Origin of the sequence: Heyndrickxia coagulans 36D1, from assembly GCF_000169195.2 — a bacterium.
Taxonomy (GTDB): domain Bacteria; phylum Bacillota; class Bacilli; order Bacillales; family Bacillaceae_C; genus Weizmannia; species Weizmannia faecalis.
Genome location: NC_016023.1, coordinates 2,210,537 through 2,228,197, shown reverse-complemented (window position 1 = coordinate 2,228,197; position 17,661 = coordinate 2,210,537). Strand labels below are relative to the sequence as shown.

The window sequence follows — 17,661 nt, the reverse complement described above, 5'->3', positions numbered from 1 at the left end:
TTAAGGAAGCAGTCCGAATTTTCGCCTTTGCTTAATGTAGAGCGCCTCTATGTTAAGGAAGCTACACGAATTTTCGTCTTTCCTTAACATAGAACGCTTCTATGTTAAGGAAGCGGCACCAATTTTCGGCTTTCCTTAACGTAGAGCGCTTCTATGTTAAGGAAGCTACACGAATTTTCGTCTTTCCTTAACATAGAACGCTTCTATGTTAAGGAAGCAGTCCGAATTTTCGCCTTTGCTTAACGTAGAGCGACTCTATGTGAAGGAAGCAGCACCAATTTTCGTCTTTCCTTCACATAGAACGCTTCTATGTGAAGCGCAATCTCCATTTTGCCAAAAGTGAGCGTGGAGGGATGATACGTGAAAATCCGCACAAAATTGGGGCCAAAAAAATGCCGGGAAAACGCTGCGAACAAGGGCTTTCCAGCGGGATGCTAAAATGCATTCAACTAAAGACTTCCCCTCCCGCAATCTTTCAACCGTTTTCCCAATCTCGTGCCAAATCCAAGCAAGCGGCGATTGCAATCTTTCAGCCGTTTTCCGGAGCGCTTCCCCCCCAATCCCGTGACAAATCATAAGCAAACGGCGTTTCGATGATCTTTTTCACTTTAGCGGGATCGTCCGTTTTGCCCAGCGCCCACATCAGTTTCGGCACAATTGCTTCCGTATTCATATCCCCGGAAACAATCACCGGATATTGCGCGACTTTTCTTCCGACTTCATACAAATACAAATCATGCCCTTCTTCCAGGCATTGCGTTGAAATCATAACAGCAATCCCGGCATCGGTCAATTCCTTGATTTTCGGCAGCAAGTTGCGCCCTTCAAACGGCACCCCGCCGTTCCCGAAACTTTCAATGATCACCCCGCGGTAATGTTCCTTTAAAAAATCAAAGATCTCCGGCTTTGTGCCCGGGTACAATTTTAAGAGAAAGACATCCGGTGACAGACTTGTCTCAATATGAAACGGCTGCTCCGAGGGTGACGGCCTCCAATGATAGTGCACCTCGTCCCCTGTTACATAAGCAACATACGGATGATTGATGCTTTCAAACGCATCGTAGCTTTTCGTTCGCATTTTCACCGCCCTTGTGCCAATGATCACGCGCCCGTCAAACACGACAAAAACGCCGCCAATCTCCTCACAAGCAAACCGGAGGGCGTTGAAAAGATTTTTCTTCGCATCCGTCTTTTTAAAACTGATCGGCACCTGTGAACCCGTCAGTACAACCGGCTTATTCAGCCCCTGCAGCATATACGACAAGGCCGCCGATGTGTATCCCAATGTATCCGTTCCATGTGTAATCAAAAAGCCGTCATACTGTTCGTAATGTTCCGCGACTGCTTCAGCAATTTGCACCCAATGTTCCGGCTGCATGTTTGTGCTGTCGCGGTTCATTAATATCTTTGCGGTGACATCGGCAGACAAAGCAGCACGCTGAAAATATTTCAGCAAGTCTTCTCCCGAAAGCCCGGGTTTCAGCCCTTCGTCCCCCTCGACGGAAGCAATGGTCCCGCCTGTTGCCAAGAGCAAAATTTTTTTCATTTGTGCCACCTTCTTTTCTTACTGTCTCGGAAACCAATATAGGTTATTATATGTTTTTTACTGTGAACGTTCAATTTTTTGACGTCTTCAACTCATTGGGTAAAAGCCTTCTGCATCAGAATTTTAACCTGTTCTTCAAATTCAATAAAGACTCTTTGTACCCTTTAATCATCCAGCAATTATTGATATCATATCCATGGGAAGATCTCTCTCTAGATGTTCATCTAGCTGTGTACATTTAGATAATAGAGTGTCTTCCCTTTTTTCCATTCATTTGCTCCTTCGAGTAAAATTTTACACATACCCTCGCATCTCAACCATTTTTCAAACATGCCTATGCTTTTGACACGGCGGCCAAATTCAGGCAAAAACGTTATCTTCGCCTCCGGTACCATTCGCCCTTTCCAAAAGCCTTGATGGCTCATATTCTGTTAGAAATGCACGGCATCAATTGATGAGGGAGTGGGGAGTTTGAGCCCAAATTTAGAAAAGTTTGTTGACCGCCTGCCGCTCGCGGAAAAAATCCGACCGGTGCGGGAAGAGGGCGGGATCGCATATTATGAAGTCACAATGGAAGAATTTTGGCAAAAGCTGCACCGGGATTTAAGGCCGACAAGATTATGGGGGTACAACCGCAGCTTTCCCGGGCCGCTTTTTGACGTACCACACGGGAAAAAGATACGGGTGAAATGGACAAATCATTTGCCGCAAAGACATTTCCTCCCGATGGACACCACCATCTTAGACGAGATGGGAACAGACTTTCCGGAAGTGCGGACTGTTGTGCATCTTCACGGCGGGGAAACTGAACCGGACAGCGACGGCTATCCGGAAGCCTGGTTTACACGCGATTTTAACAAAACCGGGCCGGACTTTAAAAAAGAAGTGTATGAATACACAAACAGCCAGCGTCCCGCCACTTTGTGGTACCATGACCATGCGATCGGCATTACGCGCCTCAATGTGTATGCTGGTCTGGCCGGCATGTATATCATTCGCGACCCAAAAGAAAAGGCTTTCCATCTGCCATCCGGCAAGTACGAAATTCCGCTGCTTCTTACAGACCGGACTTTCAACAATGACGGATCTCTTTTTTATCCGCGCCAGCCGCAAAATCCGGGACCCGAAACACCGGATCCCTCTGTCGTGCCGTTTTTTCTCGGCGACACGATTCTTGTAAATGGTAAAGTCTGGCCCTATTTGGAAGTGGAACCGCGAAAATACCGGTTCCGGATTGTCAATGCCTCTAACACGCGGGCCTATCGGTTATACCTTGATTCCGGCCAGGCTTTTTACCAGATCGGTACGGACGGCGGGCTGCTCAGGCGGCCGGTGCAAGTTGAAAATCTGGCATTGGAACCGGCAGAACGGGCGGATTTGATCCTTGATTTTTCCGAATATGCTGGGCAGACGATTCTTTTAAAAAATGACCTCGGTCCAAATGCCGATCCGGCCGACCAAACCGGCGATGTGATGCAGTTCAGAGTTGTGCTGCCGGTTGCCGGAGAAGACACAAGCCGCATTCCGCGGTCTTTATCTTCCATCCCGGTTCCTTCCAGCCATAACGTAAGCGCCATCCGCCATTTAAAACTAACCGGTGCAACCGATTCATACGGGCGCCCGCTGTTGCTGCTGGACAAAAAAAGATGGATGGATCCGGTCACGGAAACACCAAGGCTCGGCACAACCGAAATCTGGTCGCTTGCCAATACAACGGCTTTTACCCATCCGATCCATATCCATCTTATCCAGTTTCAAATTTTGGACCGCCGCCCATTTGACTTAGATTTATATAACGAAACGGGTCAAATCGTATACACCGGCCCTGCCACCCCGCCGGAACCGAACGAACGCGGCTTTAAAGATACCGTTGCCGCACCGGGCGGGCAGATCACCCGCGTTATGATGCGGTTTTCCCCGTATGCCGGCGACTACGTGTGGCACTGCCATATTCTCGAACACGAAGACTACGATATGATGCGGCCGTTCCAAGTCATCGATCCGGATTTGCCGGCATCAGACGGCCCCCTTTTGGATTAAAGGCTGCTTTCAAACGAATGGAGACCAACACCGGCTTGTAAAACTTTAACCGAGCGGAGATTTCTAAGCTGTTTTTCAAATAAATCACACAACCTCAATCCAGCCGGCGCCGGCAATTTTGACGAAATTAAAAGTTGTTTTTCAAGTAAATCAAGCCCGAAAATCCTGGTTCCCCGGATAAATTGTCATAAAAGGCCATTTATCCGGGAGCCAAAAAAACGGCAATTAAAAAAATTGTCACATGCAAGTTTAGCCACTATCTGGTATACTAAAAACGGAAAGCGGATTCATACCGTTATTTTTTTGCCGTTTATATACTACTTGACCAGATCATTCATTTGGTCAAAAAAGGGAGGGGGTTGCAATGGCAGACAGGAAAAAACTGATTGTGGAAGCAGCTGCGAAATCTTTTTCTGAATTCGGCTACAAGGCGACCACGATGGACCATGTAGCAAGAAGGGCAGGCGTCGGCAAAGGCACGATTTATACTTTTTTCAAAAACAAAGAAGAACTGCTCCAATATATTATGGAAAGCCTGATTGCCGAAATGAAACATTCAGCCGAAGAAGCGATTGATGCGCGTTATTCTTTTCACGAAAACGTCCATCACGTGCTGTACCAATTGCTGGAGTTCCGGTTTAAGCACCAGCTCGCCATCAAATTGTACGAGGAAGTCAATCTTGGCACACCCGAAGTAGTGGATGCCCTCCACCATGTGGAAGAATCCATTCTGAACTATATCAGCCAGTACATCGGGGAGGCGGTGCAAAAGGGCGACATTTATCCATGCGATCCAAAACTAACCGCATTTATTATGTTTAAAATGTATATTGCCCTGATTTTTGACTGGGAGAAAAATCATCCTCCCCTGTCGAAAGAAGAGATTTCAAAACTGTTTGAACTGTATTTTTTTAAAGGTTTATCGGCAGGCAGCCATGTGTGCTCATAATTGCAAAGGATTTCCATCTGATGCGCTGAACTACGCCATGGTGGCAAAACACTATGATATTTACGCTTGGACTTCTTGGGAAAAGATGACAACGCGCATTAGCATGTTTTTTCTTTTCTTCAATATTTTTTTACCCAAAAATGACCGGATGACCAATTTAGTCATCTATTTAAGGAGGCATTCAAAATGAATGGCTATACTTTATTTGGAAAAGAACTAAAACAAATTATCCACCAACCGAAAGTCCTGATACCGCTCATTGCCGTCATTCTGGCGCCGATCCTGTATGCCGGCATGTTTCTCTGGGCATTTAAAGATCCGTATGCCAAAATGGACCAGCTGCCGGTTGCAGTCGTCAACCAGGACGAAGGGGCAAAAATGGATGGACAGCAGCTCACACTCGGAAAAGATCTGGTTTCGAACTTAAAGAAAAGCGGCGGCTTTGATTTCCATTTTGTATCGGAACAGCGGGCAATGGACGGGCTTCGCGGCCGCCAATACTATATGGTGATCAGAATTCCGGAAAACTTCTCCAAAAGCGCCACCACTCTATTGGCCAAAAATCCGGAAAAACTTCAGCTTCAGTACATGCCAAATGACAGCTACAACTTCCTGTCCAGCCAAATCGGCGAAACGGCCATGCTGAAAGTAAAAGAAAAAATGGCGGACGAAATTTCAAAAACGTATGCGGAATCGGTTTTTCAAACGGCCGAAAAAATGGCGGGCGGTTTTAAAACCGCAAGTACTGGGGCCGCAAAACTTAACGAGGGCGCTGTTAAACTGGATGACGGCGTCACGGTGTTAAAACAAGGGACTGGGCGGTTGCTTTCCGGGGCTGCTTCATTGCAAAATGGCAGCACAAAAGTACACAACGGGGCGCTCGCAGTAAATTCAGGCGCAGTCGCTTTAAACAAAGGAATGCCCGTTCTTCACGCAGGCATCGTAAAAGCCGGGGACGGGGCGCAAAAATTGAATGCCGGGGCAGGACAGCTTTATGCCGGCGCAGTTTCGTTAAACAACGGGACGGCACAAGCCAATACCGGTGCAAAAGCATTGAAAGCGAATCTTGAAAAGCTGGCATCCGGTTCCATTACTTTTACAAAAGGCATTTCTGACGCAGCTTCAAGTGCAGAAAAACTGGCAGCCGGCACCTCCACTTTGAGCACCGGCCTGAACCAGCTTTCAACAACGGGCAGCAATTCTTTATTGTCTGGCGCTACAAAACTGCAAAAAGGCGCAGGCGATCTTGCATCGGGAAGCAGTCAGCTCACATCAAAGATGAAAGAAGCAGAAACAGCCATTCCGGCACAGCTTTTACAAGGCACATCACGGCTCAATGCAGGCGTTACGCAAATGAAAACGGAATTGCCGAGCAAAGTCGCAAAAGGCGTTTCCACCGAGCTCAATAACGGCATCGGGCAAATCAATAGCGGGCTAACATCCGCGCAATCCCAAATCAGCAGCGCAATGGCTGCCCAAATTGCCGATTCAGTGACAGAAGAACAAATTAAACAAACAGACGAACTTGTGGAAACATTGGGGAAACAAGCAAACCTGCCCGATGCGCAAATCGCACAAATGAAGAGGGCGGCTGAAAATCGTATTCAAAGCGGGAAACAAAACGTGCAGGATAAATTGCAAGCCGAAATCAACGCAGGGTTTAACCAGATAAAACAAAAAGCCCAAGCTGCGGTTCCTTCTGAAGATGCGATTGCTGCAAGCATTTCAAACCAAACGAATCCGGCTTTTGACCAGCTTACAGCGGGCATTTCAGAGCTGAACGCCAATATTGAAAATGACAAGGATCCTTCGAAAGAAACAGTCAAAAGCAGCTTGCACAAACTTTACGCAGGCGCCGTGGACTTAAATAACGGGATTGCGGCTTTAAATGCCGGCGAACAGACCTATACTGCCGGTTTACAGAACCAGTTTATCCCGAATTTGAAAAAAGCAAATGACGGGGCAGTCGGCCTTCAAACAGGCGCAGAAAAACTTGCAAGCGGCCTGAAACAGATTAATAGCGGGGCGGGAACCCTTGCCACAGGCGCCGGAAAGCTGGCAGACGGTTCATCAGCGCTCGCAGAAGGCACAGGCCGGCTGCAATCCGGTTCTTCACAGCTTGTAAACGGCTCTTTTGCATTGAAAAACGGGACCGGTTCTCTCGTTTCCGGCACAAACGAGCTGCAGTCTGGTTCAGCGCGGCTCACAGCAGGCGCAGAAAAACTTGCAAACGGCACCGGACAGCTCGCATCTGGAACTGGACAGCTCACATCCGGATCCGGGCAGCTTGCATCCGGCATAAAAGAGCTGAACAGCGGTTCCGGTCGTTTGTCTGACGGGACAAAACAATTAAAGAGCGGGACGGCGGAACTGAAAAACAAACTGGGTGATGCTGCCAACACAGCAAGCAAGATCCAGGCAAATAACAAAACGTACAACATGATGGCCGATCCGGTCAACCTTCATACAACGCATTACGACAGGGTGCCGAATTACGGTACCGGCTTTACGCCGTACTTCTTATCCCTTGGGCTCTTTATCGGGGCACTGATTTTGACAATCGTCTACCCGCTCGTTGAATCGGCAGGCATCCCGAAAAACGGCATCAGCTGGTTTTTCAGCAAATTGGGCGTACTCCTGATTGTCAGCATCCTGCAATCGGTCATTGCAGATGTGATCATCCTTTCGGGTGTCGGCATTCATGTAAAAAATGTGCCATTGTTTCTATTGTTCTCGGTATTAACAAGCTTTACCTTTATGGCGCTGATTCAATTTTTGGTTACGTTTTTGCAAAACCCTGGCAGATTCCTTGCCATTGTTATCTTAATCCTGCAGCTGACGAGCAGCGCTGGGACTTTTCCATTGGAAGTCATTCCGAAATTCATCCAGTGGTTTAACCCGCTGTTGCCGATGACCTACAGCGTGCGCGGATTTAAAGCGGTGGTTTCCAGCGGAGAGTTCGACGTGATGTGGCAAAACGCCGGCATCCTACTGATTTATATCGCAGCTGCCGAAATCCTCACCCTGTTGTACTTTGTCATCCGTTACCGCCGCCAGTACGGGGCGTTGCATGAACATGCCGTAGCAAAAGAAGTTTAAAGTGACGGCCGAGCTGCGGGGGCAATTTTCCTCTGGCCGGCTCGTACCAAATTGGATGCCGAGCATGACATTTCCTCTGGCCGGCTCATAACAGATTTAACAGGCTGCCCGGTGTAATGCCGGGCAGCCTTTCTATATAAACTGAACTTAAGTTTTTCGCGTCAAAATCCATTACGATCAGGATAAACATGGATTCTTGTAACACATAAAGAAGCAGTAAAATTGAGTTCAATTTATCTATTTCAGCCCGCACCGGTTCCGGAAGCATTCTATTGATTTTTGTAGATACCGCTGGTTTTTGGGATGCGCTTCCTTTTTTGGATAAAAGTGAAGACAGCTTGCCGTTTTTCAGATTCCTTCACGTAGAGCGCGGGAACAGTACAGGCTGCCGGTAAAGATTCCGCTTTTCATTTTTGTACTTGCCCCTCCCCCCATGCTATGCACCTGGCAGCAGCCATATTTAAGTCCAGGATAAAAAACCACAAAAACATATTTTCCATGCCAAAATTCCTGCGAATCTTATACAATAGAAGTAATACAAGCAAATGTGGTGAAACGAAATGGATCAGATCATGAAGAAAGTTGTCGAAGCGAGTTATCTGACGGCGGATTCGGCCGCCCAATACCGTGTGATTTTGCGCTTCTTTTATCGACAACATGAAAGGATGCGCGACTTTATTGCACCGGAGGAAGTGCTCGAATATCTGCGTTCGCTCCCGGCCTTCCAGGATTATGCGGAAGAACAGCTGCACCAGCAGTTGGCCCAGCTTGTGAAATGGAATAATCTGGTTGCTCGCCAGGATATGACCAATGCCAAAACAATCGAAGAATATAAGAAAAAAAGATTCCGCTACCAGTGCACACCTTACACGGTAGAAATCGAGCGGATGCTGATCCAGCTTGAAAAATTGGGAGACCAGTTCCAAGGATCGCTCGAACGTTCGCAATTTGACCGCCTACTCGCCTCTTTGGAAAAACTGGAAGAGGAACTGGAACATCCATTGAATAAACCTGCAGCCGATTACATGCATATTTGGGATGACATTTTTCACTTTTTCGGGACCATCCGGACGAATACGGCGGATTACATCGCTTATATCAACAGCGAAAAGACGTCACAACGGATGCAGACGGAAGCCTTTCTCGTATATAAAAACCAATTTACGGCTTATTTGCGTGATTTTATCGTATCGTTGCAAAAAACTTCCCTGCAAATCAGGGGAAGACTGCGTGAACTGGATGGGCAAAGATTGGCACCGTTTTTTGAAAAACTCGTGGAACACAGGCGCCAAATTCCGCGATTGGAAGATACGGCAGCTTCCGAACAAGAATGGCTGGAAGAGTTCCACGAATACTGGGGGTCTTTGCGGCGGTGGTTTCTTGGGGGCAGCTCTTCCCAAAGTGAATTGGAAATGTTGCAGATGCAAACAAATGAGATGATCCGGAGAATGGCCCGTTATGTACAACGGATCAGTGAACGCCAGCAACATTTCCGGAGCCGGAAAAAAGATTATTTGCATCTGGCCAAATGGTTTGCCGAATGCCGCAATCTTGAAGAGGCCCATCAATTGTCATCGATCGTGTTCGGGGCGATGACAGTAAGGCATTTGCATCTGGAGGAAGCGACAACGGACAATCTTCATGCCGAGACATGGGAAGAACAGCCGGAGATGCGGCAAATCAAGCCGCGAACGAACCGGTACCGCGAGAAAACAAAGCCGGGCGCTTTCCGATCTAATCATGAACAGAAAGAAAAACAGCGGCTCGCCTATTTAAAAGAGCGCGAACAGGAAAAACAGCTGATTGAAAAATACATGAAAAACGGAGAGATTCGCCTTGCAGAAATTGGAACCGTAGAACCGTTTGTCCGGAAAGTGCTGCTCGGCTGGATTGGAAAATCAATGGCAGCGAAAAACCATGAGGTAAAAACGGATTACGGGATGACCGTAAAAGTTGCGATGAATCCGGATCATCTCATCACACTCGATGCAGAAGACGGGAAACTGATCATGCCGGATGTCGTATTTGAACGATCAGGAGGAGAGCGCTGATGGATCCGTTACAAATTTTTGATGAAAAAGCGGTGCAGGGAATGGACTTGTTATTCCATCATTATTGGATTTTGCGGTCCGAGCACCCGGACTGGTACCAGCTCATCCGCGAACGCGAAAAAGTGCTGCGCCGTTACATCAGCGAGAAATTTGGCCTTAGGCTGATCATCCATCAGCATTTTATCAAGCTCGAAAAAATCCCAGTGGAACCGGAAAGCTGGATGGGCATCCTGCATTTTCAGGAGCCGATGGATTATGCAATTTTTTGCTGTGCGCTCTCCTTTTTGGAAGGAAAAGCGGTGGATGAACAGTTTCTCTTGTCGGAAATGTGCCAGGAAATCCAAAACAATTATCCTGTAGAAGATGAGCTGGACTGGACGCTTTATCTTCATCGGAAGTCGCTCATCCGGGCAGTCCAAGCTCTGATGGAATTCAGTCTGATTCGCACAATAGACGGCGATATTTCTAGGTTCGACACTTACGAAGACCAGGAAGTCCTATATGAAGCGACCGTTTACAGCCGCTATTTTCTAAGAAGCTTTCCGGATGATTTTACAAGTTATCCGGACTGGACCGGGCTCCTTGAAGAAGACTGGAAACAAAATCAGGAAGATGAACGGCGTAAGCGGGTGTATCGGAAATTGTTTTTCTCACCTGGCCTGCACCGGAAAGATATGCAGGACCCTGATTTTCTTTATATCCGCAATTTCCGCAACCGGCTTTTGGAGGACATTGAAGAACACAGCCATTATAAACTCCATGTTTTCAAAAACACTGCATTTTTATCTGCCGCAGAACCGCGGAGTTACCATCATGTTTACCCGAATGCAAAAGGTTCCACGGATCTGATGCTGCAGTTGTCTAAGACGCTACACGACCATCCGGAAAAATATGTCCCCAATGAAGCGGGGGAAATTTTGCTTACGGAAGGCGAGTTGGAAGCGGTGATAGACGATATGCGCACCCGCCTTGAACGCGGGTGGTCGAAACATTTTCGAGATGCCGGTACAAAAGCGGTATGTGCGGAATTGCTCGAAATGATGAAAGAATGGATGATGGCGGAAACGGATGAAGCAGCGGGACTGATCCGGATAAAACCGCTGTTGGGCGTGCTTGCAGGCGAGTATCCGGCTGATTTTGAGAAAGGGGATGAGGAACCGTGACAGAAGGAAAATGGGTGATGAACCGCGCCGGCTTGTTAAATTTTTGGTATTATGACGATGAAGTTTTTAAATTTGCAGACGGAAAGCTGTTGTTGCGCGGCACAAACGGTTCAGGGAAATCGGTGACGATGCAAAGCATTTTGCCGGTTTTGCTGGATGGGAAAAAGACGCCTGATCGGCTTGATCCATTCGGCTCAAAAGCAAGGAAAATGGAAGATTATCTGCTTGGGGAAAAAGAAGTGTCCGGCCATGACGAGCGGACCGGCTACTTGTTTCTGGAATATCGAAAGCAAGGGACAAAGCAGTATATCACAACGGGGATCGGCATGCAGGCAAAACGGCACAAAACTTTAAAATCATGGTATTTTGTCCTGACTGACAACCGCAGGATCGGCTACAATTTTGAATTGGCACACACCCGCCAATCGGAACGGATTCCGTTGTCTGCAAAAGAGCTTGAAAACCGAATCGGGTCTGGGGGGCATCTTGTCCATTCGCAGAAAGAATATATGGAACTGGTGAACAAATATATTTTTGGTTTCCAGTCGATGGAAGCTTTTGAAGATTTGATCAAGCTTTTGATTCAGCTCAGAAGCCCGAAATTGTCAAAAGATTTCAAGCCGACGGTCATCTATGAAATTCTCGAGTCTGCGTTACCACCTTTGACAGATGACGAGCTTCGCCATTTGTCCGACACGATTGAAAGCATGGACGAAACGGAGCAGCAGCTTGAACAGCTTGAAAGAGAGCACGAATCGGCAAAAAAACTGGTGCGCCAATACGATCTTTACAATCAATATATTTTGGCAGAACGCGCCCAAAAATGGCAGGAGGCCGAAAGCAGGCTGCAGGAAGCAAAGCAGGAGGCCGGTACGTTAGCAGTTCGCTGTGAATCCCTGCGCGGAGTGATTGAAAACCTGACAGAAGATCAAAAACAGAACGAACAGAAACGCGACGTTTTAAAAGCGGAACAGGAACGGCTGCAGCACCATGAGGTATGGCGCCTTGAAAAAGAAAAAGGAGAACAACAGGCCAGGGCTGAAAAGCTAAAAAGTGAAGCAGCAGATCTGGAGAAAAAGTGGGAATTAAAGAAAAGCCAGCTTTTAAACATCCGCTTGGAACAGGACCGGTTGGAAACAGAAAACAGCAAGGATGGAGCCAGCATGCAGGAGACGCTGGATGAACTTGCACTGGATGCCGGAGAAGCGGCTTTCCCCCAGCACGAGATCAATGCCGGAGACTTTTCTCGGCATGAAGGGGAAGCTTTTGATTTTTCTGTTTGGAAACAGGAAATCAAACAGCACAGCGGACTTTTGCAAAAGTTGCAGCAACTGGCCGGAGAAGCGGAGCGGCTTCACGAGATGCATATGAAATTGCAGCGCCAGTCATCTGCCAAAAAGCAGGAAATTGACGAACTCCGTAAACAACTTGACCATTTGGAGAACTGGTTTACCGAACAAAAACAAGAACTGGAAGATGCCGTGTTTTTATGGATTGAACAGCATCCGGCCCTCCCCTTTACAGACGAACGACTCCGGCGCATTGCCGGCGCGCTGGACGGGCTCTATGAAGAAAACCGTTATGAAGCGGTCAGGGAAGAAATTGTGAAGGCGGCAAACGATTATATTTTGCAAGTGCAGAAGGAAATTTCCCGCGCGGAGCAGGCGCAAAAGGCAAAAGAACAGGAATTGGCTGAAGCCGAAGAAACACTTATGTATTGGAAAAACTTGAAACTTGCCAATCCGGAGCGCCCTCAGGATACGGAAGCTTTCCGCGCCGGTCTCGATGGAGCAGGGAAACGCTATCTCCCCTTTTATGCCGCGGTGGAATTCCAGGATCATGTGACCGAAGCCCAAAAAGCCAGAATTGAAGCGGCACTCCGGCAGACGGGAATTTTGGACAGCCTGATTACGGAAGAACCGGTTACACCTGTGCACGACCGGGTTATCCGTCCAAATCCGCACATTCTCGGCTACACACTTGCCGATTACTTAAAGCCGGATCCGGATAATGGCAGCCCGGTATCAGCCGCACGCATTGACGAAGTGTTGCGCAGCATTCCGCTTGAACCGTCGGACAGCGGCTTTCACATTGATGCGGATGGCTCTTTTTCAGTCGGCTGCCTTGTTGGCCATGCTCCGGATGAAGGACCTTCCAAATTCATCGGCAGAACATCCCGGAAACGGTACCAGCAGGAAAAAATAAAAGAAACAGAGCAAACGATTGCTGAAATCCGCCTAGCCCTTTTGCAAATCGAAAACCGCCTTTCGGAATGGGCTAGGAAAGTACAAGAAGCAGAAGATTGGAAAGCGGGCATTCCAGATGACAAAGATTTACGCGACCTTGAAGAACAGATTGAAAAAACAGCGCGCAGCCTGAAACAGGAACAGGAATTTCTGACAGAAATTGACCGCGATTGGAAACAAGTATACCAGCATTTGCAAAACATCCGGCTACAGCTGCATGAGCAAGGAGCCGGCTTGAACCTTGTCCTTCAAAGCGGTCCGCTCGATGAAGCACTAGCAGCTGCGAAAAGTTATGAAGAACATCTTCACAGCCTGGAGCTCATTTTTCAACGTTTGTTTTCCGGGCGCAAAATGCTTGCGCGTCTTGCTGCGGATATCCTTGAAAAAGAGCAGGAACTCGATGAAATTCGCGGTGAAGAGAACATCCGCCGGTCAGAATGGGAGAAAACGGTGGCAAATATTGAAGCGATTGAGCAGCAGCTGAAATTGCAGGGGATTGATGAGGTTCGCGCCCGGATTCAGGCAGTCCAACACGAATATACCAGTACGGAGGAAAAAATCAGGGAGATCTACGAAGAAAAGCCGAAAAAAGAAGCAGAACTAGAAAAATGCACCACCAATTTGTCTCTTGCCAAAACGCGTACCACGTTTTGGACAAATATGGCGGCGGAATGGGAGAAACTCGTAAAAGCAGAACTTTCCCTCGGCTTCGTGGAGAGCGAGCACACAGAACCGGAAAGCATTTTGACGGCGTTTTCTGGTGTGCTGGAAAAGTATGACCGCGCAAAATTAAATGAAAACTTGACAAAAGTTTTTTTCAACGAACAGTCAAATTTAACAGAATACCGCATGTCTGAGTTTACAAAAGAAGCGGACCCGCCGGATTGGTTCGCTGAAAAACTCGATGACTATTACGAAACGTTCAAAAAGGAATGGGAAGGCTTGCGGGGCCGCCGCCTCATCCAGATGGAATACCGCGGCCGCAGGGTGAGCCCGTATACGGTACTCGAGTCTCTTGAAAAAGAACTTTTAAACTTGCAAAGTTATTTGGATGAGCAGGACAGAAGGCTGTACGAAGATATTATCGTCAATACGGTTGGCGTCATTTTGCGGAACCGGATCCAGCGGGCAGCCAAGTGGGTAAAAGAAATGGATGCGATCATGAGAAACCGGGATAATTCGTCCGGACTTACTTTTTCGATTGCCTGGAAGGAAAAAACGGCGGAGTCCGAGGATGAGCTCGATACAAAAGATCTTGTCGCGTTGCTGCAGCGCAACAGCAAGTTTTTAAACGAGGACGATTTGAACCGGATTACGAAACATTTCCGCTCACGGATTGCGGCTGCCAAAGAACTGATTGAAATCCGCAATGAAGGGTCGACGCTCCATCAAGTTTTAAAAGAAGTGCTCGATTACCGGAAATGGTTCCAATTCGTGCTGTCATACAAACGTGCCGGCGAGCCGAAACGCGAACTGAGCAATACCGCGTTTTTCAAATTCAGTGGCGGAGAAAAGGCAATGGCCATGTACATTCCGCTCTTTACAGCAGCCTATTCGCGCTATTTGGAGGCAGGCAGTATGGCGCCGTACATCATTTCGCTGGACGAAGCGTTTGCCGGGGTAGATGAAAACAATATCCGTGACATGTTCGAAGTCGTCGAGCAGCTTGGATTCAATTACATCATGAATTCGCAGGCGCTCTGGGGTGATTATGACACCATATCCAGTCTTGCCATCTGTGACCTTGTCCGCCCGAAAAACGCCAATTATGTGACAGTGATCCGTTACCGGTGGGATGGGCATAAACGGTCGATTGTAGAGAAGCCGAAAGAATCATTGGCAGGCGCCACCCCGGATCTGCTTTGAAAAGCGTTCATCTACCCGTGCGTAGCCGGGATGCCAGAAGTCATTCCGGTCTCTTTTAATCGGCGTAAAATGGTCCCTGAAAGCGGGCAAAAAGATATCCGGTTAGGGCGTGGGAAAAGGAGTTTGAAATGATGAAGGATGCGATCGATCTGTTAAGGAAGGAACCGGGGATGCTGAAACTGTTCCACCTTTTTAAAGAAAAATACCGTTCGCTCGGCCATATTGGGGGAACAGTCAGCCTTTCCGGTTTTACGCGCACCGAACTGGAGGCGATTGCCGGGCTGGCCGGCACGTCCCCTGATTTGCTCAGAGAGAAAAACAAAATTTCGCTGCGGGCATTTGAAAAAGCGCTGGCACCGACTGTTTTCGGAAAATACACCCTTGTCGAACTGCTTGAAGCGGTTTTGAAGGAAAGAATTTTTTCCAAAGCGGAAGAGGAAGAAATTGAGAAAAAGAAAGAGGAACAATTTTTGGCACGGCTGACGGAAACGATGCCGGACGGAAATGGGTGGTGGCGCCGGATTGCCAGTAAAACGGCTGACACGCGTTTTATCTGGCATGCATACAAGCAGGACCCGGATACGTTGTCCGCACAGCTCAAAATGGTTTGGAAAGCTTTCACGATGCTTCCAGAAGAAGGGAAATACGAACGGATTCCGTTTTATTCCCAGCGTATTACCGGGAACCCGCATTTTTTTGATCAAACCCGTTTCGCGGGCAAGCTCTTTATCCACTGTTTGTTCACCGACCAATGGTTAAAAGGGCTGATCGAAGAAGTGCCGAAAACAACGGAAGAATTGAACGAACTGTACGCAAATGCTGGGCTGATGCGGGATGACTTATGGAGTTTCGTGACATGCCGCGCATTTTTGGCGGAAACCGAAAACGGCCTGCACCCGGTCTGGCGTGAAGCCGCAGCTACTGGGACGGTCATGAACGTCCCAGTGAAAGAATTATTGCAGCTAACGAATATTTGGCCACGAGCGGGAAAAAAGGTTTGGATCATTGAGAATTCCGGTGTCGCTTCGGCTGTGCTTGATGCAGTGTCCGATGCGCCTGTGATTTGCACGCATGGCCAGTTCCGCACTGCTGCCTGGATCATGCTGCAACATCTTGCAAAAAACGGCTGTACTTTTTATTATTCGGGTGATCTCGATCCGGAAGGCGTTGTCATGGCAGAGCGCCTCAGCAGCCGTTTCCCGGGGCAAACGGTATTTTGGCGGATGGATCCGGATGCATACTTTTTGACCCTGTCGGAAGAGGATATATCCACCCGGCTTTCCAAGCTGGATGCGGTTCAATCCCCTGAACTGCTTTTGGTGGCAAATGAAATGCGGTTAAAGAAAAAAGCAGGATACCAGGAAGGCCTTGCCGATTTGTTGATAGAAGATTTGAAGAAAAGATGGTTGAGTGGAAAAGAAGCATGACATTCGTCAGGTTCAGCTATATAAAATGAGTTGAGGTTTTTCCATCCACATGAATCGTTATGCAGAATGTCCCCCGCTTATCTCATGCCGATCCTCAGCCACAAACTTCACTTATAGGGTGCTCAATCAGCGGTCTTACAATCACGGGGGAAGCCCCGTAGACCCAAACAGTACAGGCTGCCGTTAAAGCTTCGGCAGCCTGTTAGGTTACAGACACCCTTTCCCTATTGATTTTCCTCACAAACGCAATGATGAGCCTGCAGATGAAAAATTTGCCCATCATACTGAAAAAAGAATGATACCATGTCCACCCTTTCCTCCAAGTGATCAAGTTCGTTTTTTTCTCAGCGATGGTTTCCATCATGACTTGCGGGAGGGAAATCAGAAGCACTTTAAAAATTTGGCTCAATGGTCTGCTGTTTAACGCCCATTGATTGTAGTAAAGCAATAGCAATGGATTATGCACGAGATCAAAGGGCAAGTGGATCTTAAATTTATCAGGAAATGGCCGGATCTTGTATTGAATAAACCCTTTCTTTACCAGATAGGTGTCAGCAAGCAAATTTCCTGCAGCACTGACAAGATAAACAATGATCCAATCCTTAAAGGAACGTTTTACGATGGCAAATGGCAGTAAAGCAATGCCGATTGCAGTGACTAATGACAATAATGTTACTTGGTGTTTTCGTTTCATTTTTTATCACTCCTGATTTTAATGAAGGCGATATAAAATGAACTTCAGTTTTTACATCAAGTCCGGGCGTTGACTGATGACTCCTTTTTCCATTAGGCAACAAAGATGCGAAATGTTGTTCATTTTATATACAGCAATCATTTGTTATTTTCTTTTCCGATGCCCTTTTCTATAAAAAGCGATGCAGCATGGGCCGCCTGATTCCCTTCCTGATTTCAAACACGGAGAAGGGTCTTTTCTGCAAAAACAGCCCCATTTTTTGAGGCTGTTTTTTGAAGCTATTTCGTGCTCTTATTTGGCGTGTTTTCGCCGGCTGTTTCGAGGCCGGTGCTCGGAGCGTGGCCGGTTTTGAAATGGTTTTGGCTTTTTCGGACCGCTTCCGGTATTTTGTATTGTTGCTCGTTTGTTTGGTTTTCTCCAGTATTTGGCATTTCCAGGCTCCTTTGCTTTCGTCTCATGCATAGGATGCCGGCTTCGAAACGTGTGTAATCAGGAAATTTTTTACAATCCCATCACGGATAACTACGGGGTGCTGAGAGCCTGCGCGGATTTTATGGCTCCAAAAATTTTTATTATGATG

The 17,661-nt window shown here is 47.5% G+C and carries 9 protein-coding genes; 7 read left to right on the top strand and 2 right to left on the bottom strand.

From position 1 onward, the window contains the following. Positions 1–529: 529 nt before the first annotated feature. Positions 530–1,546 carry an asparaginase gene (locus BCOA_RS27620; protein ID WP_014097303.1) on the bottom strand — a complete coding sequence of 339 codons (1,017 nt, stop codon included), beginning with the start codon at positions 1,544–1,546 and terminating at the stop codon, positions 530–532. A gap of 471 nt (positions 1,547–2,017) precedes the next feature. On the opposite strand from BCOA_RS27620, the gene BCOA_RS27615 reads away from it, so the two are divergent. The 7 genes from BCOA_RS27615 (at position 2,018) to BCOA_RS27575 (ending at position 16,387) form a co-directional block, all read left to right on the top strand. Then, entirely contained in the window at positions 2,018–3,586 is a 1,569-nt protein-coding gene (locus BCOA_RS27615) for a multicopper oxidase family protein (protein WP_014097300.1), read from the top strand. Between the two features lie 364 nt (positions 3,587–3,950). Next, positions 3,951–4,535 carry a TetR/AcrR family transcriptional regulator gene (locus BCOA_RS27610; protein WP_014097299.1) on the top strand — a complete coding sequence of 195 codons (585 nt, stop codon included), beginning with the start codon at positions 3,951–3,953 and terminating at the stop codon, positions 4,533–4,535. 186 nt (positions 4,536–4,721) lie between these two features. Continuing rightward, the gene (locus BCOA_RS27600) at positions 4,722–7,634 is read left to right on the top strand and encodes a YhgE/Pip domain-containing protein (RefSeq protein WP_014097297.1); all 2,913 of its coding nucleotides are present in this window, start codon (positions 4,722–4,724) and stop codon (positions 7,632–7,634) included. 560 nt (positions 7,635–8,194) lie between these two features. Then, a complete protein-coding gene (locus BCOA_RS27590; RefSeq protein ID WP_035188800.1) occupies positions 8,195–9,685 on the top strand; it encodes a TIGR02677 family protein in 1,491 nt (496 codons plus the stop codon). Further along, positions 9,685–10,848: a TIGR02678 family protein gene (locus BCOA_RS27585; protein WP_014097295.1), complete on the top strand. Its 1,164-nt coding sequence runs from the start codon at positions 9,685–9,687 to the stop codon at positions 10,846–10,848. The genes BCOA_RS27590 and BCOA_RS27585 overlap by 1 nt, the downstream gene beginning before the upstream one ends. A 17-nt stretch (positions 10,849–10,865) precedes the next feature. After that, positions 10,866–14,960, top strand: coding sequence for a TIGR02680 family protein (locus BCOA_RS27580; protein ID WP_014097294.1), 4,095 nt, complete (start codon positions 10,866–10,868; stop codon positions 14,958–14,960). Between the two features lie 131 nt (positions 14,961–15,091). After that, complete coding sequence (locus BCOA_RS27575; RefSeq protein WP_017550118.1) at positions 15,092–16,387, top strand: TIGR02679 family protein; 1,296 nt, start codon at positions 15,092–15,094, stop codon at positions 16,385–16,387. A gap of 202 nt (positions 16,388–16,589) precedes the next feature. On the opposite strand, the gene BCOA_RS27570 is transcribed toward BCOA_RS27575, so the two are convergent. Then, positions 16,590–17,081 (bottom strand): CBO0543 family protein, encoded by a 492-nt coding sequence (locus BCOA_RS27570; RefSeq protein WP_014097292.1) that lies wholly within the window; start codon positions 17,079–17,081, stop codon positions 16,590–16,592. Positions 17,082–17,661 lie beyond the last annotated feature (580 nt).